The 24,876-nt window shown below is 61.7% G+C and carries 24 protein-coding genes; 9 read left to right on the forward strand and 15 right to left on the reverse strand.

The window, feature by feature from the left end; translation table 11 throughout:
- Positions 1 to 5 precede the first annotated feature (5 nt).
- Positions 6 to 734, forward strand: a complete 729-nt coding sequence (locus K7H91_RS20945; RefSeq protein ID WP_419197508.1) for an ABC transporter permease — start codon at positions 6 to 8, stop codon at positions 732 to 734.
- Between the two features lie 34 nt (positions 735 to 768).
- Here K7H91_RS20945 and K7H91_RS20950 read toward each other — a convergent pair whose 3' ends face one another.
- From K7H91_RS20950 to acs, 6 genes are all read right to left on the reverse strand, one after another.
- The gene (locus tag K7H91_RS20950; protein WP_230722150.1) at positions 769 to 1,545 is read right to left on the reverse strand and encodes a pyrroline-5-carboxylate reductase; all 777 of its coding nucleotides are present in this window, start codon (positions 1,543 to 1,545) and stop codon (positions 769 to 771) included.
- Between the two features lie 248 nt (positions 1,546 to 1,793).
- A complete protein-coding gene (locus K7H91_RS20955) occupies positions 1,794 to 2,369 on the reverse strand; it encodes an NADPH-dependent FMN reductase (protein ID WP_230722151.1) in 576 nt (191 codons plus the stop codon).
- A 90-nt stretch (positions 2,370 to 2,459) separates the two neighbouring features.
- Positions 2,460 to 2,837 (reverse strand): winged helix-turn-helix transcriptional regulator, encoded by a 378-nt coding sequence (locus K7H91_RS20960; protein ID WP_230722152.1) that lies wholly within the window; start codon positions 2,835 to 2,837, stop codon positions 2,460 to 2,462.
- Between the two features lie 76 nt (positions 2,838 to 2,913).
- On the reverse strand, positions 2,914 to 3,177 hold the full coding sequence (locus K7H91_RS20965) for a hypothetical protein (RefSeq protein ID WP_230722153.1): 264 nt from the start codon (positions 3,175 to 3,177) through the stop codon (positions 2,914 to 2,916).
- Between the two features lie 87 nt (positions 3,178 to 3,264).
- Positions 3,265 to 3,405, reverse strand: coding sequence for a hypothetical protein (locus tag K7H91_RS20970; protein WP_230722154.1), 141 nt, complete (start codon positions 3,403 to 3,405; stop codon positions 3,265 to 3,267).
- A 62-nt stretch (positions 3,406 to 3,467) separates the two neighbouring features.
- Positions 3,468 to 5,426, reverse strand: a complete 1,959-nt coding sequence (gene acs / locus K7H91_RS20975) for an acetate--CoA ligase (protein WP_230722155.1) — start codon at positions 5,424 to 5,426, stop codon at positions 3,468 to 3,470.
- Positions 5,427 to 5,728: 302 nt separating this feature from the next.
- On the opposite strand from acs, the gene K7H91_RS20980 reads away from it, so the two are divergent.
- The gene (locus tag K7H91_RS20980; protein ID WP_018065389.1) at positions 5,729 to 6,427 is read left to right on the forward strand and encodes a DUF1013 domain-containing protein; all 699 of its coding nucleotides are present in this window, start codon (positions 5,729 to 5,731) and stop codon (positions 6,425 to 6,427) included.
- A gap of 90 nt (positions 6,428 to 6,517) precedes the next feature.
- Here the strand turns inward: K7H91_RS20980 and K7H91_RS20985 are convergent, their stop codons facing one another.
- Positions 6,518 to 6,892 (reverse strand): helix-turn-helix domain-containing protein, encoded by a 375-nt coding sequence (locus tag K7H91_RS20985; protein WP_330166030.1) that lies wholly within the window; start codon positions 6,890 to 6,892, stop codon positions 6,518 to 6,520.
- A gap of 110 nt (positions 6,893 to 7,002) precedes the next feature.
- On the opposite strand from K7H91_RS20985, the gene K7H91_RS20990 reads away from it, so the two are divergent.
- The 3 genes from K7H91_RS20990 (at position 7,003) to K7H91_RS21000 (ending at position 11,579) form a co-directional block, all read left to right on the forward strand.
- Positions 7,003 to 8,133 (forward strand): NADH:flavin oxidoreductase, encoded by a 1,131-nt coding sequence (locus K7H91_RS20990; protein ID WP_230722156.1) that lies wholly within the window; start codon positions 7,003 to 7,005, stop codon positions 8,131 to 8,133.
- A 220-nt stretch (positions 8,134 to 8,353) separates the two neighbouring features.
- The gene (locus tag K7H91_RS20995; RefSeq protein WP_230722157.1) at positions 8,354 to 11,308 is read left to right on the forward strand and encodes a CHAT domain-containing protein; all 2,955 of its coding nucleotides are present in this window, start codon (positions 8,354 to 8,356) and stop codon (positions 11,306 to 11,308) included.
- A gap of 49 nt (positions 11,309 to 11,357) precedes the next feature.
- Entirely contained in the window at positions 11,358 to 11,579 is a 222-nt protein-coding gene (locus K7H91_RS21000) for a DUF1413 domain-containing protein (protein WP_230722158.1), read from the forward strand.
- Between the two features lie 7 nt (positions 11,580 to 11,586).
- On the opposite strand, the gene K7H91_RS21005 is transcribed toward K7H91_RS21000, so the two are convergent.
- Complete coding sequence (locus K7H91_RS21005) at positions 11,587 to 12,252, reverse strand: YggS family pyridoxal phosphate-dependent enzyme (protein WP_230722159.1); 666 nt, start codon at positions 12,250 to 12,252, stop codon at positions 11,587 to 11,589.
- Between the two features lie 165 nt (positions 12,253 to 12,417).
- On the opposite strand from K7H91_RS21005, the gene leuS reads away from it, so the two are divergent.
- Genes leuS through holA form a run of 3 tightly spaced genes read left to right on the forward strand, consistent with a single transcriptional unit; the run spans position 12,418 to position 16,648 of the window.
- Positions 12,418 to 15,048 (forward strand): leucine--tRNA ligase, encoded by a 2,631-nt coding sequence (gene leuS, locus K7H91_RS21010; protein WP_230722160.1) that lies wholly within the window; start codon positions 12,418 to 12,420, stop codon positions 15,046 to 15,048.
- A complete protein-coding gene (locus K7H91_RS21015; RefSeq protein WP_230722161.1) occupies positions 15,035 to 15,595 on the forward strand; it encodes a hypothetical protein in 561 nt (186 codons plus the stop codon). Before leuS ends, K7H91_RS21015 begins: the two co-directional genes overlap by 14 nt.
- Before the next feature lie 12 nt (positions 15,596 to 15,607).
- The gene (holA, locus tag K7H91_RS21020) at positions 15,608 to 16,648 is read left to right on the forward strand and encodes a DNA polymerase III subunit delta (RefSeq protein ID WP_230722162.1); all 1,041 of its coding nucleotides are present in this window, start codon (positions 15,608 to 15,610) and stop codon (positions 16,646 to 16,648) included.
- Between the two features lie 257 nt (positions 16,649 to 16,905).
- On the opposite strand, the gene K7H91_RS21025 is transcribed toward holA, so the two are convergent.
- The 6 genes from K7H91_RS21025 to rho all read right to left on the reverse strand — a co-directional run bounded on the left by K7H91_RS21025 (position 16,906) and on the right by rho (position 24,133).
- Positions 16,906 to 17,781, reverse strand: a complete 876-nt coding sequence (locus K7H91_RS21025) for a ParB/RepB/Spo0J family partition protein (RefSeq protein ID WP_230722163.1) — start codon at positions 17,779 to 17,781, stop codon at positions 16,906 to 16,908.
- A gap of 22 nt (positions 17,782 to 17,803) precedes the next feature.
- Positions 17,804 to 18,598: a ParA family protein gene (locus tag K7H91_RS21030; protein WP_419197509.1), complete on the reverse strand. Its 795-nt coding sequence runs from the start codon at positions 18,596 to 18,598 to the stop codon at positions 17,804 to 17,806.
- 14 nt (positions 18,599 to 18,612) lie between these two features.
- Positions 18,613 to 19,230 (reverse strand): 16S rRNA (guanine(527)-N(7))-methyltransferase RsmG, encoded by a 618-nt coding sequence (rsmG, locus tag K7H91_RS21035; protein WP_230722165.1) that lies wholly within the window; start codon positions 19,228 to 19,230, stop codon positions 18,613 to 18,615.
- 3 nt (positions 19,231 to 19,233) lie between these two features.
- Positions 19,234 to 21,081, reverse strand: coding sequence for a tRNA uridine-5-carboxymethylaminomethyl(34) synthesis enzyme MnmG (gene mnmG / locus K7H91_RS21040; protein ID WP_230722166.1), 1,848 nt, complete (start codon positions 21,079 to 21,081; stop codon positions 19,234 to 19,236).
- Positions 21,082 to 21,211: 130 nt separating this feature from the next.
- Positions 21,212 to 22,522 (reverse strand): tRNA uridine-5-carboxymethylaminomethyl(34) synthesis GTPase MnmE, encoded by a 1,311-nt coding sequence (mnmE, locus tag K7H91_RS21045; RefSeq protein ID WP_230722167.1) that lies wholly within the window; start codon positions 22,520 to 22,522, stop codon positions 21,212 to 21,214.
- 345 nt (positions 22,523 to 22,867) lie between these two features.
- Positions 22,868 to 24,133 carry a transcription termination factor Rho gene (gene rho / locus K7H91_RS21050; RefSeq protein ID WP_230722168.1) on the reverse strand — a complete coding sequence of 422 codons (1,266 nt, stop codon included), beginning with the start codon at positions 24,131 to 24,133 and terminating at the stop codon, positions 22,868 to 22,870.
- Between rho and K7H91_RS21055 the strand changes: the two genes are divergently transcribed.
- Positions 24,125 to 24,304: a hypothetical protein gene (locus K7H91_RS21055; protein ID WP_230722169.1), complete on the forward strand. Its 180-nt coding sequence runs from the start codon at positions 24,125 to 24,127 to the stop codon at positions 24,302 to 24,304. The two genes, rho and K7H91_RS21055, sit on opposite strands and share 9 nt — an antisense overlap.
- A 27-nt stretch (positions 24,305 to 24,331) precedes the next feature.
- Here K7H91_RS21055 and hemJ read toward each other — a convergent pair whose 3' ends face one another.
- Positions 24,332 to 24,862, reverse strand: coding sequence for a protoporphyrinogen oxidase HemJ (gene hemJ, locus K7H91_RS21060; protein WP_230722170.1), 531 nt, complete (start codon positions 24,860 to 24,862; stop codon positions 24,332 to 24,334).
- Positions 24,863 to 24,876: the final 14 nt, after the last annotated feature.

Genomic DNA, 24,876 nt, shown 5'->3' on the forward strand with positions numbered 1-24,876 from the left:
TTGCGATGCTGACAAGGCTGGCGCTTCTGGCGCTGCTCGTGGCCTTCATCGTCACGCCCGAGACCTTCGCGCCGGTCTTCGCGCCGTTCACGCAGAACAATGCGCCGGCGATCTATACCCAGACCAGCATATTGTCGCTGACGCTGAGCCACCTTGCGCTTGTGGGGCTGGCGACGCTCGCCGCGACGCTGTTTTCCGTGAGCCTTGCGATCATCGTCACCCGGCCCTTCGGCGTCGAATTCCTGCCGCTGTCGCGCTCGATCGCCAATATCGGCCAGACCTTTCCGCCGGTCGCCGTGCTGGCGCTGGCCGTGCCGATCTTCGGCTTCGGGCCGATCCCGACGCTGATCGCGCTGTTTCTCTACGGGTTGCTGCCGATCTTTGAAAACGCGCTGACGGGGCTCACCAACCTGCCGGGCAATGTCTCCGAGGCCGCGCGCGGCGCCGGCATGACGGGATGGCAGCGGCTGGCACAGGTGGAATTTCCGCTGGCCTTCCCCGTCATCCTCGCCGGCATAAGGCTATCGGTGGTGATCTCGCTGGCGACGGCCACGATCGGCTCGACGGTGGCTGCCAAGACGCTGGGCGAGGTCATCATTGCCGGACTTCTGTCCAACAACACCGCCTTCGTGTTGCAGGGCGGCCTCGTGGTCGGTGTGCTGGCGCTTCTGATCCACGACGGCCTGGTCATGGTCGAACGCGCCATGGCGCGGCGCACCGGCCGACAGGCGTGAGGGCAGAGGGTTCTGCGCTGCGCTGCCCTGTTCTTCAGGACTTGGCATCCTCGAACCGCTGCCAGATGCCGTCAAGCGCCTTCGACAGCGCCCGATAGACCCCTTCCTCCTTCAGATGCGCCAGCACCTGTTCATTGGTGCCACCGCGGGTGGCGGATTCCTTTGTGAGATCGCCAAAGGAATGCTCCGGTGCGTTATTCGCCGTGGCGGCAAGGGCGTAGAACACCGCGCCGGAAAATTCCCGGGCCTTGTCGGCCGGCACGTTCTTCGCCGCCAGCCAGTCGGCGATCGTCTCGTAATAAGCGAAGGCGCCGGCAAGGGTGGCGGTGGCAACGCAGAGCGCCTGGTATTCTCCCGCGGTTTCGACCGCGACCGGCGTGCCGAGCGGCTCGAACAGGTCGACCACCTCCTGATGCGGCGGATGGATCGGCGTCGGGCCGCCATGAAAGGCGACGGCGGGCAACGGCGTGACCAGCGTGACCTTCTGCGCCGGCGCCGTCAGCTTCTCGATCTGCTCCACGCCATAAGTTGCCATGAACGAGACGACATGATGCGCGGGGCCGAATTTCAGACCTCCCAGAATATCGACGGCATCCTGCGGGCGCAGCGCCAGGCAGACCATCTCCGCCCCGTCGATGACATCCTGATTGCTGCCCGCGACCGTGACATTATCGAATTTGTCAGCAAGGTCGCGCGCAATCGCCTCATTGCGCGGCGAAACGAGAATAGCGGGCTTTTCGCCCTCGACCGTGGAAAGGCCGGTGACCACGGCCCGGGTGATTTCGCCGGTTCCGATAAACCCGATCGTCATGGCGGTCTCCTTTGCTGTTTGGCGCGCACCATAAGAACTACGCACCGGTTTGGAAACGGCGGAGAGAAAAAAGAAAACCGCCGGAGGTCGCCGGCGGCTCAATCTCTTGCGAAGTCCTCTCGCCTGGTCCCGTCATGCCGGCCTTGGGCCGGTATCCAGGCCGCACTGCCATACACTGGCGACAGATACGCATCTCACCGCCCTGGACCCCGGATCAAGCCCGGGGTGACGGAAAATTATAGGGCCTTTTAAGCGGCGCGCGCCGTCTTAAGCGCATTGGTCCACCAGACGAGGTCGTCGGTCATCGCCTTGGCGCTATCGATCAGATAGGGGAAATCCGCCATGGTCTTGCCTTCGCGCAGGATGCCGAGCAGTTCCGTCATGCCGATATGGACATTGTATTTGAGCGAGGCGACCTGAAGCTCCGCCAGGATCAGGCGAAGCTGCTCGACGGCGCGCGCGCCGCCCGTGCCGCCATAGGCGAGGAAGGTGGCGGGCTTGCGGTTGAATTCCTTATAGGCGTAGTCGAGCGCGTTCTTCAAAACGCCGGTGATGCTGTGGTTATACTCGGCGACCGTGAACACGAAGCCGTCAAGGCTCTCGAGCTTCTCGCCCCAGCGGCGGGCGACGTCGTTTTCCGGCGGCACCCAGGCCGGCGACATCTTTTCCTCGAAGAACGGCATTGGATAGTCGCGCAGGTCGACCACCTCGAAATCGGCGTCGTCGCGGTCCTTGACGATGTCGAGATACCAGTTGAGCGGATGGTCGGCGAACCGTCCCTCGCGGGTGCTGCCGACGATGATGCCGATCCTGGGTCTGGTCACGGGAAACTCCTTGGTTATGAACAGTAACTAGCGAGTTAAACGTAACCGATCATGCCCGCAAGACGGCACTTTTTCATGCGCTACTTACCTTCAGGTAACCGGATTTTCCTTCGCCATATCGAAGGCAAGCTGCGACTGGTAGATGTCGTGCGCGTTTTCCCTAGTCCAGAGAAACAGCGGCATCATTGCCTGCTGCAGTCCGGCGCCCCGTTCCGACAGCGCATATTCCACCTTGGGGGGAATGGTCGGGTAGACAGTACGGAGGACAAGGCCGTCGCGCTCGAGATTGCGCAGCGTGACAGTCAGCATGCGCTGCGAAATGCCGCCGATGGCGCGATGCAGTTCCTTGAACCGGATCGGCTCGCCCTCTTCGAGGACGCGCATCACCAGGATGGTCCACTTGTCGCCGATGCGCGACAACAGATTGCCGATCGGGCGGCAGTCTTCAGGCAGATGGTCGGGATGCATGACGGGTACTCCGGTTACGGTTCGTGCGCAGGTTACCGGAATGCGACGCAATTTCAAACCGGAACCTTGCTGATCCTCAGCCGGAGGAAGGGCAATTGTCGTGGACGATCTCAAGCGCCTTCGCTGCGCCAATGCTGCTGATCAGCCCATTTTTCTTGTCGGTTCGAAAGGCTATATCGTCACCTCCCGCCTCGGCGAACAGCGTGGCGATTTCGCTGGACTGCGCTTCATCGACTAGGAGAAGATTGCCAAAACCGGGAACCTTGCCGGCTACGAAGCGGTATTTCAGCACGCTTTCTCCCGCCCGGAACGAAACCTCCGCCGCGGTATCGAACATCATGAAACGCTCTGGCTGGAAGAACAAAAGGACCGCGCCAGTCTGCGAACAGACGCCTCCGAGCGATGCCTTGTCGAAATCATCGCCCACCTACGAGACGATCGCCAGCGGCATGACGGTTCTGTCGAATGTGTCCTGATGAAACTGAACGCTCCATCCCGGCTTCAGGTCATCCGCAAATACCGTCGCCGCCGGCAGCAGCAACAGAATTGCAAGAAACAGCCGAACCATGCCCTTTCCTCCCCGCCTCGAGAATCAGGGAACCGGCACTGGGCCGGTTCCCTTTCGTTCGATCACGCCGCCTTCGACTTGTTCTGGCGGTTCTCGATCAGATCGTCGACCACGCCGGGATCGGCCAGCGTCGAGGTGTCGCCGAGCGCGCCGAAATCGTCCTCGGCGATCTTGCGCAGGATGCGGCGCATGATCTTGCCGGAGCGGGTCTTGGGCAGGCCGGGGGCGAACTGGATCTTGTCGGGTGTGGCGATCGGGCCGATTTCGGCGCGGACCCATTTGATCAGTTCCTGGCGCAACGCCTCGTCGCCCTCGTGGTCGCTCATCAGGCTGACATAGCAGTAGATACCCTGCCCCTTGACCGGATGCGGATAGCCGACCACGGCGGCTTCCGAGACGTAGTGATGCGAGACCAGCGCGCTTTCGATTTCCGCCGTACCGAGCCGGTGGCCGGAGACGTTGAGCACGTCGTCGACGCGACCGGTGATCCAGTAATAGCCGTCCTCGTCGCGCCGGCAGCCGTCGCCGGTGAAATACTTGCCCTTGTAGGTGGAGAAATAGGTCTGGATGAAGCGGTTGTGATCGCCATAGACCGAGCGCGCCTGCCCCGGCCAGCTATCGATGATGCAGAGATTGCCGTCGGCCGTTCCTTCCAGCACCTGGCCCTCATTGTCGACAAGCTGCGGCTGGACGCCGAAGAACGGCGTCGTCGCCGAACCCGGCTTCAGGTCGGTCGCACCCGGGAACGGCGTGATCATCATGCCGCCGGTCTCGGTCTGCCACCAGGTATCGACGATCGGGCAGCGCTCCTCGCCGACGACGCGGTAATACCATTCCCAGGCTTCCGGGTTGATCGGCTCGCCGACCGAGCCGAGCAGGCGCAGGCTTTGCCGCGACGACTTCGTCACCAGCTCGTCGCCGGCGCCCATCAGCGCGCGGATCGCGGTCGGCGCGGTATAGAGGATGTTGACCTGGTGCTTGTCGACCACTTCCCAGAACCGCCCGGCATCCGGGAAGGTCGGCACGCCCTCGAACATCAGCGTGGTCGCGCCGTTGGCGAGCGGGCCATAGACGATGTAGGAATGGCCGGTGACCCAGCCGACATCGGCCGCGCACCAGAAAATCTCGCCCTCGCGATAGTCGAACACATATTCGTGCGTCATCGAGGTCCAGACGAGATAGCCGCCGGTGGTGTGCAGCACGCCCTTGGGCTTGCCGGTGGAGCCCGAGGTATAGAGGATGAACAGCGGGTCCTCCGCCTTCATCTTCACCGGCGGGCAGTCGCCCTTGACGGTCTTGATCTCCTCGTGATGCCAGAGGTCGCGGCCGCGCGCCCAGCCGACCTTGCCGCCGGTGCGGCGGATACAGAGTACATGATTGACCATGACATACTGCTTGGCGGCGATATCGATGGCGAGATCGACATTTTCCTTGAGCTGGATCGGCTTGCCGCCGCGCACGCCCTGGTCGCAGGTGATGACGAAGGTGCTCTCGCAATCGACGATGCGGCCTGCCAGCGCCTCCGGCGAGAAGCCGGCGAACACCACGGAGTGGATCGCGCCGATGCGCGCGCAGGCAAGCATCGCATAGGCCGCTTCCGGCACCATCGGCATGTAGATCGTCACCCGGTCGCCCTTCTTGACGCCGTGCTTCTTCATCACGTTCGCCATGCGGCAGACCTGATCGTAAAGCTGGTTATAGGTGATCTTCTTGTCGATATAGGGGTTGTCGCCTTCCCAGATGATCGCGGTCTCCTCGCCGCGGGTCTTCAGGTGGCGATCGATACAGTTGTAGGAGACGTTGGTCTGGCCATCCTCGAACCACTTGATCGAGACTCTGCCCTTGAAGGATGTGTTCTTGACCTTGGTATAGGGCTTGAACCAGTCGATCCGGCGGCCGTGACGGTCCCAGAAGATTTCCGGCTCCTCCACGCTTTCCTTGTACCATTTGTCATATTTCGCAGCGTCGATCTTTGCGCGCGCGCTTGCCGATTTCGGCACGGGATAGGTTTTTGGCGACATCGTTTCCTCCTAACGGCAATTCCACGAGAACCGCTTAACCGGGCGGAATTGCGACACAATCAATAGATGGAGCGTTTTCGCGTTTCAAAGAAAGGCGGAAAGGCTCAAAAAACCGGGCTCCTCCATTGATTCCCATTCATACAGCCTGATTTTGCGAGTTCAATAAGACATTGGTCAATTGTCGTCTCGCGAATTGCATTCGGCTGGCTTTGGCTTTATATGGAGCCCCATGTTTTCCCGGAAATAGTGGCAAAGACCCACGGACCGCGACACCGGCGCGGACGATAGAAGGACTATATCCAATGGCGCAAAAGCTGCTCATGCCCAAGGCGACTGCCGTATGGCTCGTGGACAACACGGCCTTGTCGTTCGACCAGATCGCCGAATTGTGCGCTCTGCATCCGCTGGAAGTAAAGGCGATCGCCGACGGCGAATCCGCGCAGGGCATCAAGGGTCTCGACCCGATCTCCACCGGCCAGCTTTCCCGCGACGAGATCGAGCGCGCGGAAAAGAACCCGAACCACAAGCTGAAGCTTTCCGAACCCAAGGTGCGGGTGCCGGAATCCAAGCGCAAGGGCCCGCGCTACACGCCGGTCTCCAAGCGCCAGGACCGCCCGAACGCGATCCTGTGGCTGGTGCGCAACCATCCGGAACTGAAGGACGCGCAGATCTCCCGCCTTGTCGGCACCACCAAGTCGACGATCGAGCAGATCCGCAACCGCACCCACTGGAACGCGGCCAATCTCGTACCGATGGACCCGGTGACGCTTGGGCTTTGCAGCCAGATCGATCTCGACCTCGAAGTCAGCAAGTCCGCCAAGGACCGGCCCCTGCCCTCTGCCGACGAGATGGACAATGCGACGCTCGCTTCGGCTCAGGACACTGAAAATCTCGGTACGGACAACGACAAGGGCATGTCCGCCGACGAAGTGTTCTCCCGCTTCGCCTCGCTCGGCAATTCGGTCAAGGATGACGACGAGAACGACGACGACGACCGCTAAGGCGGTTGCGTCTCGGGCCACATTATTGCGGAACGATCGAGGGGGCGCGAGCCCCCTTTTGCTGTCAGGCGGTTGTCGGAGACTGGTCGTTCAGGCGGCGCGCTCATCAAATGCGGCCTGGGCGCGGGTAATTTCGTCGCCGTTTTCCTCGGTCCAGGTGTAGAGCGCGATGACATGGGCGCGCAGCGACTGACCGAGCGCCGTCAACTCATATTCGACGCCAACGGGCGACGTGGGCAGCACCTTGCGATTGACCACGCCATTGCGCTCAAGCTTGCGCAGCGTGTCGGTCAGCGCTTTCTGGCTGATGCCCTCGAGCTGCTTCTTGATCGCGTTGAACCGGTGCGGGCCGTAGCCGAGCATGGTCAGAACCATGATCGACCATTTGCCGGAAATCTGGTCGAGTATCTTCCGGTTGATGCAATCCACCTGAAATTTCGGGCAGTGGGACGGATCATGCGTCACGGGGTCACCTCATCTATACCTAGGCAAATGATAATGCCTTATTGACACTAAGTCCATAATTTATACCTATGTCGCCACAAGTCCTCCCAAGGCTGCAAAGGAAACCCGAAATGTCACACTCCGCCAATGAGGCCCTGTTCCGGCCCTTCAAACTCAAATCGCTCGAATTGAAGAACCGGATCGTGATGGCGCCGATGACGCGCGGCTTTTCGCCGGAAGGCGTGCCCGGCCAGAACGTCGCCGATTACTACCGCCGCCGCGCCGAGGGCGATGTCGGCCTGATCCTCTCCGAAGGCACGGTCATCGACCGGCCCAACTCCAAGAACCTTCCCGGCATTCCGGATTTCCACGGCGAGAAATCGCTCGCCGGCTGGAAAAACGTGATCGACACCGTGCATGCCGCCGGCGGCAAGATGGGCCCGCAGATCTGGCATGTCGCCAACACCATCGCCTCCGCCGATTATCCGCCGAACCCGGACGAGACCGAAAGCCCGTCCGGCTTCGTCAAGCCCGGCGAGAAGCGCGGCCACGCCATGAGCGAGGAAGACATCGCCGATACGATCGCCGCCTTCGGCAAGGCCGCGGCGGATGCGGAGCGGCTCGGCTTCGACGTCGTCGAGATCCACGGCGCGCATGGCTATCTGATCGACCAGTTCTTCTGGCAGGGCCTGAACCTGCGCGACGACCGCTGGGGCGGCGAGACCATCACCGAGCGCGCCCGTTTCGGCGCGGAAGTGGTCAAGGCCGTGCGCGCGGCGATTTCCGATGACATGCCGGTGATCATCCGGCTCAGCCAGTGGAAGCAGCAGGATTACAATGCCCGCATCGCCACCACGCCGGACGAGATGACTGAGTGGCTGCAGCCGCTGGTGGATGCCGGCGCGGATATGCTGCATTGCTCGCAGCGTCGCTTCTGGGAACCGGAGTTTCCGGAGATCGACGGCGAGGAAGGCTTGAATTTCGCGGGCTGGGCCAAGAAGCTCACCGGCGTTCCGACCATTTCGGTCGGCTCGGTCGGCCTCAACGGCGCCGATTTCCTCGGCTGGTTCGGCGGCGCGGAGGTCAATGCCAAAACGCCCGATCTCGACAGGCTGGTTCGCCGCATGGAACGTGACGAGTTCGACCTGATCGCCGTCGGCCGCGCCCTGATCGCCGATCCGGCTTGGGTCAAGAAGATCGAAGGCGGCGAAACCGAAACGCTCTCCACGTTTTCACGTGAAACATTGGGCGCGCTGGTCTGAGCCGATCCTTAAGTATGAGAGGCGACGGGGCCGAACAGGTCGCCTCTGACGCTCTGTCGTCGGGCCGGCAGTGCGAGACGGCTCAAGGGTTTTGCGGGATCCTGTTATTTGATGTTACATTTTACGAACATACAGGTTTGGCATCGTCAAGGTGCCATACCTTGATCTCGTCTGCCCGCGCCGCGTCTGCAAAGCGGCGCGCCTGCAAGCGGAAACGCCCATGCCCGACACACGATGCTGCAATGCCCTTCTTCGCCTTCTTTCCGTTTCACTGATTGCCTTTACGCTTGCGCCAGGCGTCGCCTCCGCCGCCGATAGCGCGCTCGGGCAGGCGCTCGCGCAAGCCGTCTCAAGCGATGATCCGGACGCCGCAAGCGCCGTCGTGACGCGCATTGTGGAGCTTATCCGCGAGGGCCGTTTCAACGACATTGCCGAAATTGACGATGACGCGCTCGATCATCTGCTTCCGATCCTGCCGCCAGCCGAAGGCGCCGAGCTAATCGTCGACCTTTCGGAATCCGCAGGACGCATCGGCGATCCCGAACGTCAGGACCGGATTGCGGCGATCGGCGACTCATTTATCGCAGAACGCCTGCGGGATCCGAATGACGGACTGTCGATGGCGATCAACCTCGGCTACGGCTATCTCGGCGCGGCGCGCGGCGAGGAAGCCTTCGCGCGGCTGGTCGCGTCGCGCAACGAGGCTGTTTCGATGGGCAACGGCGAAGACCTCGCGGGGCTTTGCGTCACCGCTGCCGATAGCTTTCTCTGGTTCGGCTTCAAGGACCTGTCCTATCAGTTCTACGATGGCTGCGACGACACCGAGCTTTTGAACCGCACGGCAACGCCGGCACGCAGTTTCTTCTGGCACAATTACGCCCTAGTGCTGCGCGACCGCGGCCTGTTCGAAAAGGCGCTCTCGCGGCATAACCGGGCGCTGCAGGAATTGGCCATCCAGTACGGCGAGCATTCGCGCGAGGTTCGCGACGCCTATGACGGCATGGCGCAAACGGCGCTGGCCGCAGGTAAGACCGGCGCTGCCGACGTTATGGCCGGACTGGCAATCGAGACGGCAAAGACCGGTGGAACGGATAACGGCGATGACTACTACCGGCTGATCAACAATGCCGCCGCCGTGAAACGGGCGCTGCTGCGCTATGGCGAAGCCGAGGCGCTTGACCGGGAGGCGCTTACCTGGCGGCGGAACCATCTCGACTCCGGTTATCCGGCAACCTACACGTCCTGGTACAATCACACCCTCGACCTGATGGGCGAACTGAAATGGGAGAAGGCCGCGCAATCGCTGGAGGCGATGATCGCGGCCGCTCCTGATCCTTCGGTGCTGACCTATACCCCCGAAAAACTCGCCCTCTTCCAACAATATCTCGATGCCCGCCTTGACGATGCCGCCGGCCGGCCCTTCGATGCGCCGGACCTTGCGGCGGCCATCAAAGCGAATGCGCCTTACGAACTGATCTACGGCATCGAAAACCTTCTGGCCGGCAGCGCAATCCGGGCAAGGGATTACGAGCGCGCCTACGGCATGATCGCCGCCTTCGACCGCTGGACCGAAGACGCGTTGGCGCCGGAAACGCCGGCTCGGTACAACGCGCGTCTGGAGCTTGCCGCCGCAGAGATGATGACCGGCCGGCCGGCGGCGGCAAGCTTGCGCGCGCTCAATGCGGACATGTTCAACTGGGTGCGCGAGCAGAGCATGAGCGGCAGCTATTCGACTGCCGTCGCCAGTCGTCATATGGCTGATTCCCTGCTCGCCCTTCTGGCCGAACAGGCCGTGGCCGATGAGGATTTCGCGCCGACCTTCGCGGAAGCCGCCAATCTATGGAAGACGTTCGAGAGGCCGGCCGATATTGCCCTTTCCGAAGCCGTTGCCGAAACCGGCAACGCCAACCTTAAGGAAGCCGTCCGCCGCTATCGCCGCAATACCGGACGGTTCCTTGAATATGTACGCTCGGCGCCCGTCACGGAGGCGATCGCCGCGATGAACAGGGATTTGGCCGCAGAGCAGCGAACGCTGAATGCACGGCTTATTGGTGCCGGGCTCCCGCAAGCCGCCTTCGTGCGCGACCGCGTCGAGGTGCCGGACGTGACCAACTTTGCGGTAAAGCCTGGCGACGTGCTGGTCGACTTTATCGTGATCGATCGCTGGGAAGCCCGTGACCTATCCGGCTATCCGCTGATGAAATCGATCTATGGTGTGGTCTACCGCAATGACGCCCCGATTGCCGTTCATCTTTTAGGCTCCTATCCGGCCGCCGCCGCCTTCGCCGGAACGGTCCAAAACGCCGTGATTCTGGAAGAGCTTGCCGAATGGCTTTCCACGCTCTCGGCAAAGCGGCTGTTCCTGGTGTCCGATGGCTTCCTCTACCAGTCCGATTTAACGGGGCTCAGGGCAACAGTTGATGGTCCGCGCCTTGGCGAAGCGGCGGATGTCTATCTTCTGTCGCGGCGCGATGCCTATCTCGACCGCGACCGCCATGCGGGCCTTGAGGCCGGCGACACGGTAACGCTTGCCGGCGGCCTGTTTTACGATGAAGGCGTCGAGGAGAGCGAAAACTATCTCGCCGGCAGCCGGCGCGAAGTCAAGGATATCGGCGGGCTTGCCGAACAAGGCGGCGCCCGCGTCACCACGTTTACAGGCGATGGCGCGACAGAGCTTGCAATTGCGGCGGCGGCCCGGCAAAGCAACATTCTGCACCTTGCAACCCATGGCTTCTTCACGGACAATGACGCCCGCCCCTACAGCCTGTTCAATGCCGGTATCGAACTCTCAGAACCGGTTTATTCCGGTGATATTTCCGATTCTTACGACAATATCGCCTATGCGCAGGAAATCCTCGACTGGGATCTCCTCGACACCCGGCTTGTGGTGCTGTCGGCCTGCGAGACCGGCCTTGGCGCGGAAACGCCGATTGATGCCGTGCGTGGCCTGCCGATGGCGCTGGCGCGCGCGGGCGCCAGCCGGGCGCTGATCACGCTCGATATCATCCCGGACAGGCAGACCGCATCGATCATGACGCGATTTTACACCTATGTCGTCGATGACAAGCTTTCGTATGCCGAGGCCTTCCTGCAAACCAAGCGCGACATCTGGAGCGGCGGTATCGAAGGCGTCAGCCCCTCAGTCGCGGATGCTTTCGTGTTCTACGAGAACTGATGCCGGGATCGCTGTTTCGAACCCATCCGACCCATGCTGTGGAAATATCATGCTTGACGAAGAAGACATCAAAGACCGGTTGCTGGGGCTCGAGCCCGGCGAGTTTCACTTTCCAACGCTTTATGGCGAGGGCTGGGATCGGCTTTATATCGGCGACAAGGTGAAGATCGGGCGGGAATTCCTGAACGCCGTGCGCAAGGGAAAATTTCCCGACGTGGAGGACACCGGCCGCAAGAAGGGCGGCGGCCGGGTTTATCGCAAGCGCGGCTGACAGCTCGTCAGTTCGAATAATCCCGCTCGCCGAAGATTGCGGAGCCCACGCGCACGCTGGTGGCGCCGAAGGCAATGGCGATCTCGTAATCACCGGACATGCCCATGGAGAGCTTCGGAACACTGTTTTCAGTTGCAAGATCGTGCAGCAGCGCGAAATGCGGCCCGGGATTCTCGCCTGCCGGCGGGATGCACATCAGGCCCTCGATCGTGAGGCCGAGCTCGTCGCGGCAGAGCGCGAGGAAGGCTTCGGTCTCGCGCGGGTCGATGCCGGCCTTTTGCGGCTCGTTGCCGGTATTGACCTGGACATAGAGGCGCGGCGCCCTGCCCTGTTTTGCGATTTCCTTGGCCAACGCGCGGGCAATCTTCTCACGGTCGACGGTCTCGATCACGTCGAACAGCTTGACCGCGTCTTCGGCCTTGTTGGATTGCAGCGGTCCGATGAGATGGAGTTCGAGATCCGGCGTCTCTTGCTTCAGCGCCGGCCATTTCTTCTGCGCTTCCTGAACCCGGTTTTCGCCGAACACCCGCTGGCCGGCCGCAATCGCGGGACGGATGGCATCGGCGTCATGGGTCTTGGAGACGGCGACGAGGGTGACGCCCGTGCGCTCGGCCTCGTGTTCGGCGGCCTTTATCCGGCCAAGCACCTCTTCCAGATTCTCGCGCACACCCATGTCGTCACACCTCACATTGCCATTGCGGCGTCACCATATTGCAAAGGCCGGCGACGAGGCAACGGCGGAAGGCCCGTTTCCGGGCCGTTTTGCTTGACGCTGAAGCGCTTTCATGGTGAAGCTCACCGCCAAAATCCCCAAGAAAAAGAACCGAGCAAATCCGACATGGCATCCGAACGTTACAACCCGCGTAAAGTCGAACCCGAGTGGCAGAGCCGGTGGAATGACGAGAACGTCTTCGTCACCGACAATGCCGACCCGCGCGAGACCTATTACGTGCTCGAAATGTTTCCCTATCCTTCGGGGCGCATTCATATCGGCCATGTCCGCAACTACGCCATGGGCGATGTGGTGGCCCGCTACAAACGGGCGCGCGGCTTCAACGTGCTGCACCCGATGGGCTGGGACGCCTTCGGCATGCCAGCCGAAAACGCCGCGATGCAGAACAAGGTTCACCCCAAGGACTGGACCTACGAAAACATCGCGACCATGCGCAACCAGTTGAAATCCATGGGCCTGTCGCTGGACTGGACCCGGGAGTTCGCGACCTGCGATGTCGAATATTACCAGCGCCAGCAGCATCTGTTCCTGGACATGCTGGAAAAGGGCCTGGTCTACCGCCGAGAATCCAAGGTGAACTGGGACCCGGTCGACATGACCGTGCTCGCCAATGAACAGGTGATCGAGGGCCGCGGCTGGCGCTCCGGCGCGCTTGTCGAACAACGCGAGCTGACGCAGTGGTTCTTCAAGATCACCGATTACGCCCAGGAACTGCTGGACGCGCTCGACACGCTGGACCACTGGCCGGAAAAGGTCCGGCTGATGCAGAAGAACTGGATCGGCCGCTCCGAGGGCATGATGGTGCGCTGGGACATCGCCAGCGGCAATGCCGGCGGCATGGACGATATCACCGTCTACACCACGCGCCCTGACACGATCTTCGGCGCCTCCTTCCTGGCGATTTCCGCCGATCATCCGCTGGCGAAGGAAGCGGCGAAACGCGACGACAAGGTCGCCGCCTTCTGTGAGGAAACGCGGCGCGCCGGCACATCGGTGGCAGCACTCGAGACCGCCGAGAAGAAGGGCATCGACACCGGCATCACCGTGCGCCATCCCTTCGACGAAAGCTGGGAACTGCCGGTCTATGTCGCGAATTTCGTGCTGATGGATTACGGCACGGGCGCGATCTTCGGCTGCCCGGCCGGCGACCAGCGCGATCTGGACTTCGCCCGTAAATATGACCTGCCGGTGACGCCGATCGTGATGCCGAAGGATGGCGATGCGGCGACTTTCGAGATCACCGACGAGGCCTATACCGATGACGGCGTGATGATCAATTCGCGCTTCCTTGACAGCATGAGCACGACGGAAGCCTTTGAAGCGATTGCGCAAAAGCTGGAGGCCGAGACCGTGCGCGGCGCACCGCGCGGTGAACGCAAGGTCAATTTCCGCCTGCGCGACTGGGGCATTTCCCGCCAGCGCTACTGGGGCTGCCCGATCCCGGTGATCCATTGCGAGGATTGCGGCGTGGTGCCCGTGCCGAAGTCCGATCTGCCGGTGCAGCTGCCCGACGACATCGACTTTGAAAAGCCCGGCAACCCGCTCGACCGCCACAATGCCTGGCGGCAGGTGCCCTGCCCGTGCTGCGGCAAGGCGGCGCGGCGCGAGACCGATACGATGGACACATTCGTGGATTCGAGCTGGTACTATACCCGGTTCACCGCGCCGCATGAGGACGCGCCAACGGACCCGGCCGTGGCCGACCGCTGGCTCCCTGTCGACCAGTATATCGGCGGCATCGAGCACGCGATCCTGCACCTGCTCTATTCGCGGTTCTTCACCCGCGCCATGAAGGCGACCGGCCACGTGAACCACGATGAGCCGTTCAAGGGCCTGTTCACGCAAGGCATGGTGGTCCACGAGACCTATCGTCTCGGCGGCAGCGGCACGTCGGGAAGCTGGGTTTCGCCGACCGATGTGCGGATTGAGGAGACGGACGGCACCCGCAAGGCCTATCTGCTGGAAACCGGCGCGGAAGTGACGATCGGCTCGATCGAGAAGATGTCGAAGTCGAAGAAGAACGTCATCGATCCCGACGACATTCTCGCCACCTACGGCGCCGATACCGCCCGCTTCTTCGTGCTGTCCGACAGCCCGCCGGACCGCGACGTGGTCTGGACCGAGGCCGGCGTGCAGGGCACGTTCCGCTTCGTGCAGCGCATCTGGCGGCTGGTTTCCGAGGCGGCTCCTGCCCTCTCCAGCGTCGAGGCGAAAGCCGGCGCGGACGGCAAGGCGCTGGAGGTTTCCCGCGCGGCCCACAAGACGCTGAAAGCCGTTGCCGCCGACATTGAGACGCTGGCCTTCAACAAGGCGATCGCGCGGATCTACGAGCTGGTCAACGTGCTGGCAGCGCCGCTGACGGAAGCGGCCGAAGGCAAGGCGGATGCGCAAATGCTCGGCGCGTTGAAGGAGGCAAGCCTGTTTCTGACCCATTGCTTCGCGCCGATGATGCCGCATCTGGCGGAAGAATGCTGGAAGGCGCTCGGCGGTGAGGGTATGATCGCCATGGCCGCCTGGCCGGCCTTCGATGCCGGGCTGACGGCCGATAACGAGATTACCCTGCCGGTGCAAGTGAACGGCAAGAAGCGCGGCGAACTGACTGTTGCCCGCGACGCCGATCAGGACAGCATCAAGGCGGCGGTGATGGAACTGGAAGCGGTGGCGCGCGCGCTGGAAGGCAAAACGCCGAAGAAAGTGATCGTCGTGCCGCAAAGGATCGTGAATGTTGTTGTCTGACCGTCTCTTCCGCACCGCTTTGCCGGCAGCGGCCCTTGCCGCGCTGATGGCGCTTTCCGCCTGCCAGGTCCGCCCGCTTTACGGCGGCGCGGAGGGCACGGCGCTGAACGCCAAGATGCACCAGCTCGCCTTCAACACGCCGACCACGCCGGTAGCGCAATATGTGCTGAACGACCTGATCTTCATAACCGCCGGCGGACTCGGCGAGAGCGCCGATCCGAAATACGACGTCAATGTCTCGGCCTTCGCCGTGACGTCCGAAGTTCTGGTCGACGATTCCTCCGATACCGCCAGCGCCGGACGCACAATCGTGACGGCCGATTATTCCCTGCGCCGCCGCTCCGACAGCAAGCTTCTGGCCTCGGGCCGACGCAAGGCGATTGCGCTTGTCGACTTCCCCTCGCAGGAATTCGCGCGCCTGCGCGCCATCCGCGATGCCGAGCAGCGCGCCTCCAAGGAAGTGGCCGAGATCATCAATGCCGATCTCGCCATCGCGCTCAACAAGGAGCCCCCGGAGGTTCTGCCACCCGCTCCTGCCCCGCAATAGATCACGGCGCCGATGACCGAGATAAAATCCCACCAGTTTGACGGCTTCCTCCGGCAGGATGCCCGCAAATACCGGGTTTTTCTGATCTACGGACCGGATCGCGGCCTTGTCAGCGAGCGCGCCGCGCTGATCGCGAAGGGCACTGGCGTTCCACTGGATGACGCCTTCGCGGTGATGAAACTCGACAGCGGCGATGTCGATGCCGGGCGGATCATGGACGAGATGGGCGCGATCGGCCTGTTCGGCGGGGAGCGGCTCGTCTGGGTGCGCGCCGGCGGCAATGACAAGGCGCTCGCCGATGTGCTGAAAATGCTGGCCGAGAGCCCGCCCGAAAGCACCTCGCTGATCATCGAGGCCGGCGAGCTGCGAAAGGGCACGGCGATGCGCAAGGCAGCGGAAAGTGGCCGCTCCATCGCGGCCATACCCTGCTATGCCGACGACGCCCGCGCGCTTAACGCATTGATCGATCAGGCTTTATCCGATGCCTCGCTGCGCATGACTCCACCCGCGCGGCAATTGCTGTTGTCGCTGATTGGCGGCGACCGGCTGGCAACCCGCAACGAGATCGACAAGCTCGTGCTTTATGGCCGCGGCCTGGATGTGATCACCGAGGAACACGTCGCCGCGGTGATCGGCGATGCCAGCGCGATCTCGGCCGATGATGCGGTCGACGCCGTGCTGTCCGGCGATATGGCGGCGTTGCGCCATGCCATGGCCAAGACGGCGCAATCGAAAACGCCGATTTTCCTGATCCTGAACGGCTGTATCCGGCAGTTTCACCTGCTCGACCAGATGCGCGCCGAGATGGAAAGCAAGCGCCTGCCGGCAAGCCAGGTGATGCAAACCCATGGGCGCCATATCTTTTTCAAGCGCAAGCCGATCTTTGAGCGCGCATTGGCCTCGTGGAACAGCGCCGCGACAGCACGAGCACTCAGGCTGCTGGCCGACACCGTGCTGAAGACGCGGCAATACCCCGAGCTAGAGGAGAGCATTGCGATGCAGACGCTGCTTTCTCTATCGCTGCGATCAAACCGGGCAGCGACCCGTAGCTGACGTTTGAACCGGCGGCGAAAAGTGGCGTCTGTCGTACCCTGACACACGTCATCTCAATGGCGGCAATTCCCCTTTCGCCGCCATCACTCCGGCCTTGATCCGGCGCAATCCGCGAGGGCACATCAAAACCGTATCTGTGGCCACGGAATCGCCGCAACTCCCTGGACCCTGGCTCAAGTTCGGGATGACGATGTCCCAGAGGATACGCGAGTGATTTCTTGTAAACTTTTGAAATTATTTATAAAAATTGAATCATATCAATTTAGCGTGCGGTCGAGCCTGCGGCACAGGTCATCCAGCTGATCCAACGTCTTGTAGGAAATACGGATCTGGCCGCCATTGGATTTATGGTCGATGGCAACCGCCAACCCTAGCCGGTCGGAGAGCGTCTGCTCCAGCGCCAGCGTATCGGCATCCTTTTGACGCGGCGCACGCGACGATGAACTGCCGCCGCCTTCTATTGCTTTCTGCGCCAGCTTCTCGGCATCGCGCACCGACAGGCCGCGCTCGACGATGGTGCGGGCGAGGCTTACCGGGTCCGGCGTGGAGATAAGGGCGCGGGCGTGGCCGGCCGACAAAGCGCCTTCGGCCAGCATGGTCTGAACCCCCTCGGGCAATTTCAGCAGCCGCAGACTATTGGCGACATGGCTGCGGCTCTTGCCGATAATGTCGCCGAGGTCGTTCTGGGTATAGCCATGTTCGGCGATCAGCAGATCATAGCCATTGGCTTCTTCCAGCGGATTGAGATCGGCGCGCTGGACATTCTCGACAATCGCGATTTCCAGCGCTGTACGATCGTCAACATCACGGATCAGCGCCGGCACATCGGCAAGACCGGCAAGCTGGGCCGCACGCCAGCGGCGCTCGCCGGCGATGATTTCGTAGCGCTGGGTGTCAATGGTGCGCACGACGACCGGCTGGACAATGCCATGCTGGCGAACGGAAGCCGCGAGATCGCGCAGATCCGCCTCCTCGAAATGACGGCGCGGGTTACGCGGATTGCGGCTGATGAACTCAATCGGAATACGCCGATCGGCCGTGATCGGAGCCTCGGCTTCGACGGGCTTCTCGATATCGCCGATCAAGGCGGCCAGACCGCGGCCGAGACGCCGTTTGGAATTGTCATCACTCATCGCATTCACCATGTTTGTCGCGTCACGCCGCTGCCAACGCCCGTTCGCGCTGAATAATTTCCGAGGCCAACTGGATATAGGCCTGGCTGCCCTGGCATTTGAGGTCGTAAAGGATAACCGGCTTACCAAAGGATGGCGCCTCCGAGACCCGGACGTTGCGCGGAATCAGCGTCTTGTAGACCTTGTCGCCCATATAGTCTCGCACATCGCTGACCACCTGCTGAGCTAGATTGTTGCGGCTGTCATACATGGTCAGCACCACGCCCTGGATTTCCAGCTTCGGATTAATGGTGCTGCGCACCTCCGAGACGGTGTCGAGCAACTGGCTGAGCCCCTCCAGCGCGAAGAACTCACACTGCAAGGGCACGAGAATGGCGTTGGCCGCGCCCATGGCGTTCATCGTCAACAGATTGAACGATGGCGGGCAATCGCAGAACACATAGCGGTAATTGCTGATATCGCTGTGCGACAGCGCATCGCGCAGCTTGAACACGCGGCGGGGATCACTGGCGATCTCGAGCTCGAAACCGAGCAGATCGAGCGTCGAGGGAACGATATCGAGATTGGGAACGGCCGTATGCACCGCGGCCTCCGCGACCGTCTTCTCGCCGATGAGCACATCATAGGCCGAAATTTCGCGCTGATCGCGCTCGATGCCGAGCCCGGTGGACGCATTGCCCTGCGGATCGAGATCAACGATCAGAACCTTTTCACCGATGGCGGCGAGCGCAGTTGCAAGGTTGATCGCCGTCGTCGTCTTGCCGACGCCGCCCTTCTGGTTGGCGACGGTAATGATCCGGGTTTTCTGGTTCATGATCGTCCCGCCTGTCTTCAAAGAACCGGTGCAAGGCGCGCGATTTCGAGGATTACGGAGCCGGGCTCGACCTTGCTTTCATGTTTTACCAGATCGAACGACCATCGGTCACGTGCTTTGTCGATCTCGCGCTGATAATCCCGCCCCTTGTGGAAAAAAGCCCGGAAAGATGCGTCCGCGAAAAACCAGGGCTCGGCATAGTCCAGCAGCTGATCGAGTGCAGCCAGCGCGCGGGCGGACATCAGCTGCGGCGCCTTGATCTCCGCAGGCGCAGTCTCGGCACGGATGGCGTGAACGCTGGCGCGCGCGCCGGTCTCGCGGATCGCGGTGCGCAGGAACGAGGCCTTCTTGTTGTTGCTTTCGACCAGATGGACCCAGCCCTCGCCGGCCTCGGCCAGAAAGATCGCCGTCACGATGCCCGGAAAGCCGCCGCCGCTGCCGAGATCGATCCAGGTCCTGGGCTCCGGCGCCAGTTGAAACAGCTGCGCGCTATCGGCTATGTGCCGATCCCAGATCTGCTGGCGGGTGGACGGCGCAACCAAATTGATCGCCTTGGCCCATTTTTCGAAGTGGCTGACGAAGCGGTCCAGCCGCGCCTCTGTTTCACGTGAAACATCGATCCCATTCAGCCTCATCGCTCAGGCCGCCCGCAGCTTCAGACGCACGAGCAGCAGCGAGAGCGCCGCCGGCGTCATGCCGTCAATGCGGCTTGCCTGGGCGATGGTTGCCGGCCGCGCCGCCGAGAGCTTGCCTTTCAGCTCGTTGGACAAACCCGACAAGCTGCTATAGTCAAACTCTAGCGGTATCGCCCTGCCCTCATCGCGCTGAACCTCCGCGATATCCGCAGCCTGCCGATCGAGATAGACAGCGTACGAGGCTTCGATCTCCAGCGCGGTTTGCACGGATTCGGGCATATCGCCAAGCTCGGGCCATATCGCCGTCAACCCGGAGAAATCCTGCTCCGGATAGGCAAGCAGATCATAAGCGCTGCGGCGCTGGCCGTCCTGATTGAGCTTCAGCCCGTGGCGCGCGGCCTCGTTGGGTGTCAGGGAACGGCCCTTCAGCGCCGCCCTGCCCTCATCAATCGCGGCCATATAAGCAGTGAATTTTTCCCGCCGTTCGTTGGACGCGATACCCAGCGCTACCGCCATCGGCGTCAGGCGCTGATCGGCATTGTCGGCGCGCAGCGTCAGACGATACTCGGCGCGCGAGGTGAACATGCGGTAGGGCTCCGCCACGCCACGCGTGGTGAGGTCGTCGATCATCACGCCGATATAGGAATCCGTGCGAGAGAAGGTCACCGCCTCGGAACCGGACGCCAGCATCGCGGCATTGAGCCCGGCAACCAGCCCCTGCGCACCCGCCTCCTCGTAACCGGTCGTGCCGTTGATCTGGCCTGCCAGAAACAGCCCACCGAGCTTTTTCAATTCAAGCGAGGCCGACAGCTCGCGCGGATCGACGTGATCATATTCGATGGCGTAACCCGGCTGCAGGATCGTCACCTTTTCCAGACCCGGGATGGCGTGAATGAAGGCGTCCTGAACCTCTTCCGGCAGCGATGTCGAAATGCCGTTCGGATAGACCGTTGGATCGTCCAGACCCTCCGGCTCAAGAAAAATCTGATGGCCATCGCGATCGCCGAAGCGCATGATCTTGTCTTCGACCGAGGGGCAATAGCGGGGACCCACGCCTTCGATCTGTCCGGAGTACATCGCCGACAGGCCGATATTCTCGCGGATGATGTCATGAACCTTCGGCGTGGTCCGGGTGATGCCGCAATCGATCTGCGGGTTCTGCACGCCGGTCGTCATAAAGGAAAACGGCGTCGGATCGGCATCCGCGCTCTGGCGCTCCAGCGAATCCCAGTCGATGGTGCGGCCATCGAGCCGCGCCGGCGTACCGGTCTTCAACCGCCCAAGTGAAAGGCCAAGCCGCGACAGCGTCGCCGACAGGCCGACGGATGCCGCCTCACCCACGCGACCCGCGGGGATCTTTTTATTGCCGATATGGATAAGTCCGCGCAGAAACGTGCCCGTTGTCAGCACCGCGGCGGCGCAACCGAAGCGCTGACCATCGCCGAGGATGACCGCCGAGACCCGGCCATTGGCGGTTTCGAGATCGAAGACATCGCCTTCGAGAATGTCGAGATTTGCGATCTCGGAGAGCGCCGCCTGCATCGCCTGCCGGTAGAGCTTGCGATCCGCCTGGCTGCGGGGTCCGCGCACGGCCGGCCCCTTGCGTCGGTTCAACATGCGATACTGGATCGCGCCGGCATCCGCGACGCGGCCCATCAGCCCGTCAAGCGCGTCGATCTCGCGCACGAGATGGCCCTTGCCGAGCCCGCCGATTGCGGGATTGCAGGACATCACGCCGATGGTTTCGCGGCGATGGGTGATCAGCGCGGTCTTGGCGCCGGCACGGGCCGCGGCGCTGGCGGCCTCGCAACCGGCATGGCCGCCGCCGATGACGATGACATCATAAGACATTCGTGACTCCATGGCTCGACGGGCCGTCGCCCGGAGCCTTTCTCCGCCGCCTGCGCGGCCGGGTATTTTCATTGCGTTGTGCCGTCTGTCGGACCGCGAGTCAAGATTGTTTCACGTGAAACAAATGCGCTCACTTGCCGACGCAGAACGACGAGAAGATCACATCCAGCAGATCCTCGACATCCACCCGACCGGTGATCCTGCCAAGCGCGACCGCAGCCCGCCGCAGCGCCTCGGCGGGTATCTCCGGCGAGTGGTCGCGGGCGGCCAGTGCCGCTTGAATGTGACGCAGCGTTTCCTTGAGATAACCAACCTGGCGATCGCGCACCGGCAGCGACAACGAGGCGCCCGCAAGTCGGGCCTCAAGCCGCGCCTTTATCATCTCGACCAGGCGATCCATGCCCGCACCTGTTCGCGACGAAATCAGCAGGTCGAAGTCGGCCGTCGTTTCGTTGCCCGTATCAGCCTTGGTGCCGATCCGCAGACATTCGCCGTCGAAGCGTTCCGCTGGGTGGCCTGACCCTATATCACTGAGGGAAAGGATTAGATCCGCCTCCTCAAGAAGCGCCCGTGCCCGGCGCATGCCTTCCGCCTCTACGACATCCTCACTGTCGCGCAGACCGGCAGTGTCGCACAGCCGAACGGCGTAGCCATCAAGGTCGAGATAGACCTCCAGGATATCCCGTGTCGTCCCGGCGACATCGGTGACGATCGCGACATCGCGCCGCGCCAGCGCGTTCAGCAGACTGGATTTTCCGACATTGGGCGGACCGGCGATCACAACGCGATAACCATCGCGGATGATCTCCCCTGCCCTGCTGCCGGCTATGTGGCTTTCGATCTGGCGACCAACTTCCTCGACGGTACCCCAGATCGTGGCCGAAACCGAACCGGGAATATCGTCCTCATCGGAAAAATCGAGTTCGGCCTCGATCATCGCACGCGCATGGGTCAGTTCGCGCGCCCAGCCTTCGTAGAGCTCGGAAAGGCCTCCGCCTGCCTGTTCCAGCGCCAGCCGTCGCTGCATCTCGGTTTCGGCGGCGATCATGTCGGCTAGGCCCTCAGCCTCGACCAGATCGATCTTGCTGTTTTCAAAGGCCCGGCGGGTAAACTCGCCAGCCTCGGCATGCCGAAGTCCCAAACCGGCCAATCGGTCGAGCATTGCCCGCACCACCGCGCGCCCGCCATGAAGCTGGAACTCAATGCAATCCTCGCCGGTGAAGGAGGCCGGGCCCGCAAAGGCCAGAACCAGCGCCGTGTCAATCGGCAAGCCCGCGTTATCAACAAGCTTCATCAAGCCCGCCTTGCGTGGCGCCGGCAGCTCTCCGGCAATCGCACGGCAACAGGAAAATGCATCTTTTCCCGACACCCGCACCACCGCCACGCCGGAAGGCAAGGCGCCACTCGATAGCGCGTAGATGGTGTCGCCGGCAGCGGGCATTTTAAAGAAACCTGTTTTATTTCAATAAGTTAAATTACATCCAGCATCACAGCTATCGACCCGCTGCCGCATGGGCAAGGCGTTACCGCTTGCTCCCAATACTCTCTCCCGCTGGCGGGAGAGATGCCCCGACAGGGGCAGTGAGGGTGGTGCAGCATTTCAAATCGTGAGGGCGTTTGCAGTGGAAGTCTCCCCCCTCACTGTCGCTGTCGCGACATCTCTCCCCTCCGGGTCGAGAAGATTGGGGGGCTGTGCGGGGTAAGGCTACATGCAGTCGTTTGCGCTTGGCGCGATCATACGGCCAAACTGTACCGAAAGCTTCCCTGCGAACGGACCCCTGCCTGCTCAGGTATTCATCGATTCGAAGAATTCGGCGTTGTTCTTGGTCTGCTTCAGCTTGTCGATCAGGAATTCGATGCCGTCCGTGGTGCCCATCGGCGCGAGGATGCGGCGGAGAACGAAAATCTTCTGCAGGTCCTGGCGCGGCACAAGAAGGTCCTCCTTGCGGGTGCCGGACTTGAGGATATCCATGGCCGGGAAGATGCGCTTGTCGGCGACCTTGCGGTCGAGCACGATTTCGGAATTGCCGGTGCCCTTGAATTCTTCGAAGATCACTTCGTCCATGCGGCTGCCGGTGTCGATCAGCGCGGTGGCGATGATGGTCAGCGAACCGCCTTCCTCGATATTACGGGCCGCACCGAAGAAGCGCTTCGGCCGCTGCAGCGCATTGGCGTCGACACCGCCGGTCAACACCTTGCCGGAAGACGGAACGACCGTGTTGTAGGCGCGGCCGAGGCGGGTGATACTATCGAGCAGGATCACGACATCGCGGCCATGCTCCACCAGACGTTTCGCCTTTTCTATAACCATTTCAGCAACTTGCACGTGGCGCACGGCTGGTTCATCGAATGTCGAGGACACCACCTCGCCATTGACCGAACGCTGCATGTCGGTCACTTCCTCCGGCCGCTCATCGATCAACAGCACGATCAGGAAACATTCGGGATGGTTGGCGGTGATCGAATGGGCGATGTTCTGCAAGAGCACCGTCTTGCCGGTGCGCGGCGGGGCGACGATCAGACCGCGCTGGCCCTTGCCGAGCGGCGCCACCAGATCGATGACGCGGGCGGAATTGTCCTTGGAGGTCGGGTTGTCGAGCTCCATCTTGAAGCGCTCATCGGGATAGAGCGGCGTCAGATTGTCGAAATGGACCTTGTGACGGATCTTTTCCGGATCGTCGGAATTGATCGTGTTGACCTTGAGCAGGGCGAAATAGCGCTCGCCTTCCTTCGGTCCGCGGATCGGCCCTTCAACCGTGTCGCCGGTCTTCAGCGCGAAGCGGCGGATCTGGGAGGGCGAAATATAGATATCGTCCGGGCCGGGAAGATAATTGGCATTGGCCGAACGCAGGAACCCGAAACCGTCCTGAAGGACCTCGACGACGCCCTCGCCGATGATCTCGACGTCCTGGGCAGCAAGCATTTTCAGGATGGCAAACATGAGTTCCTGTTTGCGCAACGTGCTCGCGCCCTCGACTTCGACAGATTCGGCAAAGGCAAGGAGATCGGTAGGCGTTTTACTCTTCAGTTCCTGAAGCTTCATTTGAGACATGAAGAAAACCGTGATGTTGTCATGATGATAGCAAGGCCGGTTGCGCTGGTAGAGCAGTGCCAATTCGGATTGGCAAAGGGGATACTTTCGCACAGCCTTTTGGATGAGTGGCCGGAAGATACTGATTTGCCGCTGACGTTACAAGAGCAAAAACCGCATTTTTATCGCTGAAACCGGGCGAATCCGTTCATCAGATGATTAAAACGGCTTCAAAACCACCATTATGACGATAATGATCATCAAAACGGTCGGCGCCTCATTCACGATCCGCCAGTGTTTCGCGCTCTTAGTCCGCTTGTCGGCCGCAAAATCCTTCATCGCCCTGCTGAAATAGCCATGCACCCCGGATAGCACGAAAACCGCCAGAATCTTGATATGCAGCCAACCGCCGGAAAACCGGAATCCCTCCCAGGCGAGGTATAGACCGAAAATCCATGTCAGAATCATGGCCGGGTTCATGATCGCCTTCATCAGCCGGTATTCCATGACCTTGAAGGTTTCCGAGCTTTCCGAACCGGGCGTTGTATCGGCGTGGTAGACGAACAGGCGCGGCATGTAGAACATGCCGGCCATCCAGGCGATCACCGCCATGATGTGGATCGCCTTGGCCCAGAGATAGAAATTGTCGCGGTCGAAGATGTAGATGCCAAGACAGAGCGCCAGAAACACCAGCAGCGCCGTCATGGCCCGCGCCGTCGCCTTGCTGCCGGCATTGTTCCGATCTGCCATCAGGCATCCTCCCT

This window comes from Martelella mediterranea (assembly GCF_021021415.1).
Classification (GTDB): domain Bacteria; phylum Pseudomonadota; class Alphaproteobacteria; order Rhizobiales; family Rhizobiaceae; genus Martelella; species Martelella mediterranea_C.

Bases quoted from the DNA above. Each gene is read 5' to 3' on its own strand.
- K7H91_RS20945 (WP_419197508.1), top strand. From the start codon at position 6: ATGCTGACAAGGCTGGCGCTTCTGGCGCTGCTCGTGGCCTTCATCGTC.
- K7H91_RS20950 (WP_230722150.1), bottom strand. From the start codon at position 1,545: ATGACGATCGGGTTTATCGGAACCGGCGAAATCACCCGGGCCGTGGTC.
- K7H91_RS20960 (WP_230722152.1), bottom strand. From the start codon at position 2,837: ATGCATCCCGACCATCTGCCTGAAGACTGCCGCCCGATCGGCAATCTG.
- K7H91_RS20965 (WP_230722153.1), bottom strand. From the start codon at position 3,177: ATGATGTTCGATACCGCGGCGGAGGTTTCGTTCCGGGCGGGAGAAAGC.
- K7H91_RS20970 (WP_230722154.1), bottom strand. From the start codon at position 3,405: ATGGTTCGGCTGTTTCTTGCAATTCTGTTGCTGCTGCCGGCGGCGACG.
- acs (WP_230722155.1), bottom strand. From the start codon at position 5,426: ATGTCGCCAAAAACCTATCCCGTGCCGAAATCGGCAAGCGCGCGCGCA.
- K7H91_RS20980 (WP_018065389.1), top strand. From the start codon at position 5,729: ATGGCGCAAAAGCTGCTCATGCCCAAGGCGACTGCCGTATGGCTCGTG.
- K7H91_RS20990 (WP_230722156.1), top strand. From the start codon at position 7,003: ATGTCACACTCCGCCAATGAGGCCCTGTTCCGGCCCTTCAAACTCAAA.
- K7H91_RS20995 (WP_230722157.1), top strand. From the start codon at position 8,354: ATGCCCGACACACGATGCTGCAATGCCCTTCTTCGCCTTCTTTCCGTT.
- K7H91_RS21000 (WP_230722158.1), top strand. From the start codon at position 11,358: ATGCTTGACGAAGAAGACATCAAAGACCGGTTGCTGGGGCTCGAGCCC.
- K7H91_RS21005 (WP_230722159.1), bottom strand. From the start codon at position 12,252: ATGGGTGTGCGCGAGAATCTGGAAGAGGTGCTTGGCCGGATAAAGGCC.
- leuS (WP_230722160.1), top strand. From the start codon at position 12,418: ATGGCATCCGAACGTTACAACCCGCGTAAAGTCGAACCCGAGTGGCAG.
- K7H91_RS21015 (WP_230722161.1), top strand. From the start codon at position 15,035: ATGTTGTTGTCTGACCGTCTCTTCCGCACCGCTTTGCCGGCAGCGGCC.
- holA (WP_230722162.1), top strand. From the start codon at position 15,608: ATGACCGAGATAAAATCCCACCAGTTTGACGGCTTCCTCCGGCAGGAT.
- K7H91_RS21025 (WP_230722163.1), bottom strand. From the start codon at position 17,781: ATGAGTGATGACAATTCCAAACGGCGTCTCGGCCGCGGTCTGGCCGCC.
- rsmG (WP_230722165.1), bottom strand. From the start codon at position 19,230: ATGAGGCTGAATGGGATCGATGTTTCACGTGAAACAGAGGCGCGGCTG.
- mnmG (WP_230722166.1), bottom strand. From the start codon at position 21,081: ATGTCTTATGATGTCATCGTCATCGGCGGCGGCCATGCCGGTTGCGAG.
- mnmE (WP_230722167.1), bottom strand. From the start codon at position 22,522: ATGCCCGCTGCCGGCGACACCATCTACGCGCTATCGAGTGGCGCCTTG.
- rho (WP_230722168.1), bottom strand. From the start codon at position 24,133: ATGTCTCAAATGAAGCTTCAGGAACTGAAGAGTAAAACGCCTACCGAT.
- hemJ (WP_230722170.1), bottom strand. From the start codon at position 24,862: ATGGCAGATCGGAACAATGCCGGCAGCAAGGCGACGGCGCGGGCCATG.